3 protein-coding genes are annotated in these 2,454 nt (G+C 69.3%); 1 reads left to right on the forward strand and 2 read right to left on the reverse strand.

Going from position 1 to position 2,454, the window contains the following annotated elements:
• Together ACFWVD_RS28265 and ACFWVD_RS28270 are read right to left on the reverse strand one after the other, a co-directional pair.
• The coding region (locus ACFWVD_RS28265; protein WP_379247903.1) for a hypothetical protein at positions 1-424 on the reverse strand (424 nt) is incomplete at its 3' end.
• 237 nt (positions 425-661) lie between these two features.
• On the reverse strand, positions 662-1,564 hold the full coding sequence (locus ACFWVD_RS28270; protein WP_379247905.1) for a hypothetical protein: 903 nt from the start codon (positions 1,562-1,564) through the stop codon (positions 662-664).
• 277 nt (positions 1,565-1,841) lie between these two features.
• On the opposite strand from ACFWVD_RS28270, the gene ACFWVD_RS28275 reads away from it, so the two are divergent.
• A partial coding sequence (locus ACFWVD_RS28275; protein ID WP_379247907.1) for an SDR family oxidoreductase occupies positions 1,842-2,454 on the forward strand: 613 nt, incomplete at its 3' end.

The following is a 2,454-nucleotide window of genomic DNA, read 5'->3' on the forward strand; positions in this document are numbered from 1 at the left end:
GCTGACTGCTCGTGAGCCCCACGGCCCTTGCGGCAGTCGCCACGGCGGCCCCTCGGGCCACGGCCTGCAGGAAGAGACCCAGACTCATACCGCTGAGCCGGCCCGGCGCGCTCACTTCATCCACGGCAGCCATGGCGGTCGCCGTTGCCAGGGCGGCGTCGAAGACAGGGTGCTGCGCACGCCAGGTGGACAGGAGGGACTCCGAAACGCCGGCGGCGGCCGCGCACCCCGCGTGGTCCAGTCCCATGGCGGCGGCGTGAACGGCCCGGGCGCGCCGCTCCTTGTTCTCGGCGGCCAGGTTGTGTGCGCCATGGACAGCCACATGGAGAGCCCAGTCGGCGTCGGCACGGGATTCGAGGCCGGTGACGATCTGATGGGCCCAGTCCTCGGGGCGGCCTGCACCACCGGGATGTTCGCTTGTCAATGCTGGCGTCCTTTCTGGCCTCCGAGCCATTGTGTGGCTGAAATCCAACCTTGGATAGACCGGTCCGGGGGCTGGCCGGGCCTGGCCCGCGCCCCGGCCACCGGGCCCGTTCGCCGACCCGCTGCGGCACCCGAGGCTCCCGGACGGAGGTCGACAGGTGGTGGCGCTTGGGGACTGCGCGCTGTTCCCCGAGGGCACCGGAACAGGCATCGCGCCTCCGACACCACGGCTGCGAGCTCAGTCGACCGTTCGCTCGGCGCCGTAGTAGCCCCAGCTCAGCCGGCGTCGCATGGCGTCAGTGCCCTCTGCCTGGATGTGTCCGATCAGCATCGACCTCTGCGGTTCGGGCAGGTGGCGGTCGTGCGCCTTGGTCCATTCGGGAGCGCAGAACAGTTCGGACGCCCCGTCGAGTTGGGCCGGACTCGGGGGGTGCGCAGCCAGCGCGGCCAGGACGAGGTCGGGAGATTCCCGGTGGAGTTGGCGCTGTACGGCAGTGTCGTACCACATTGATCCGGTGCTGGACTCCCGGGAGCAGATCCCCGCCCATGCCAGCAGCGCGCGGATCCGCTCGGTCGCATCGGGGTAGTGCTGCTGGACGAGAGCGGCGAGCCGGACCTCGGCCTCGTTCAGCTGCCGTGACCAGGCTTCGTAGTCACGGCCCGGTGGCTGAGCCACATCGGCGGCTGCGGCGTCCAGGCCGGCCGGTGCGGCCCGGATCCAGCGCATCCGGCGATGCTCGGCCTCGGCCTCTTCCTCGGCGAGCCACTCCTGGGCCCTCTGTGATCCGGTCAGGCCACGCTGTGCCAGCCATGCCGTGAGGGCCGGTCCATCACGCAGGTCGGCATCGCAGTTGCCGATCCCTCGCAGCCCGATCTGGTGGTGCAGGGTCCAACAGGCCGTTTCGCCGTCCGGACCGTGAACCATGATCGTCGGCCAGCCGTTGCACCGGCATCTGTCACCGGTCCCACCGTCCACGATGGCCAAGTGGCTTGCCAGGTCTGCGATCTCGTCACCCGTCACCACGAGCCGTGCCCGGTCGACGGAGTCGACCTCGTCGGGCGATCCCTCGACGATCACCACGCGTGTGGCCCGGTTCAGTATGTCCTGCACCCGGGCTGTTGTCGGAACGTCCTTGGTCATCCTCACCGTCTTTCTGTTGATCACGTGCCCGGGAGGATATCGGCGGCACTTCGTCCGATGCTCGGACGCCCCTCGGCCACAAGGGGGCGGCGAAGGGGGCGTACGGCCGAGCGTATGGTCACCGTCCCCTGACCGGACGGCCCTGGTTCGACGCCGGGATGCGGTGAGCTCCCACGCCGATGCCGCTCCTTCCTTCAGCCACCCCTGTGCCGCATCAGACGTCCTCATAGGGAACATCTGCCATATTTTGGACGCATCTCCCGACGGAAGGCATGTCATGAAGTTCGCGGTCATCGGCGGTACCGGGCTGATCGGGTCGCAGGTCGTCACCCGTCTGAACGCCGCCGGGCACGAGGCGGTGCCGCACTCGCAGTCCACCGGTGTCGACGTCATCAGCGGCCAGGGACTGGACGAGGCGGTGGCGGGGGCCGACGTCATCGTCAACCTGACGAACTCCCCGACCTTCGACGAAGCCTCCCTGGCCTTCTTCCGGACCTCGATGGACGCCCTTCTGGCCGCGGGCCGGAAGGGTGGCGTCCGGCACTTCGTCATTCTCTCGATCGTCGGCGTGGACCAGGTGCCGGAGCTGGACTACTACCGGGCCAAGGTGCTCCAGGAGGACATCCTCACGGCCGGGCCGATCCCCTACTCGATCGTCCGCGCCACGCAGTTCATGGAATTCATCGACGCGATCCTGTCCTGGACCGCCGACGGCGACACCGTCCGGCTGCCCGCCACGCCGATCCAGCCGATCGCCGCCAAGGACGTGGCCGCCGCGGTGGCAGAAGTCGCTGCGGGCGCCCCGCTGGGAGGCATTCGCAGCATCGCCGGACCCGAGGTCTTCTCCCTGGACGAGTTGGGCCGGCTCACCCTGGCCCACACGTCCGACA

Origin of the sequence: Nocardia sp. NPDC058666, assembly GCF_042714895.1 — a bacterium.
Taxonomy (GTDB): domain Bacteria; phylum Actinomycetota; class Actinomycetes; order Mycobacteriales; family Mycobacteriaceae; genus Nocardia.